The 206-nt window shown below is 69.4% G+C and carries 1 protein-coding gene; it reads right to left on the bottom strand.

Going from position 1 to position 206, the window contains the following annotated elements; translation table 11 throughout:
* The coding region (locus tag IG75_RS37105; protein WP_036516243.1) for an acyltransferase domain-containing protein at window positions 1-206 on the bottom strand (206 nt) is incomplete at both ends.

Here is a 206-nt window from a genome sequence, read left to right as displayed (position 1 = left end):
GCGAACAGCGCGGGCTGCGTGAATTCCGTCCGATCCAGCACTCCGTCCGGATCGGTGAACATCACCTCCCGCAACGACCGGCCCAGCAGCGGATCGAACTCCGCACACACCTCCTCCAACGCCGCCGCGAACACCGGGAACACCGCGGCCAGCTCCCGGCCCATCCCGGCCCGCTGCGCACCCTGACCGGTGAACAGGAACGCCGT

The organism is Nocardia rhamnosiphila NBRC 108938 (genome assembly GCF_000720425.1).
GTDB lineage: Bacteria > Actinomycetota > Actinomycetes > Mycobacteriales > Mycobacteriaceae > Nocardia > Nocardia rhamnosiphila.
The sequence above is the reverse complement of the archived record's forward strand: the minus strand, read 5'-3'. Positions and strand labels throughout refer to the sequence as shown.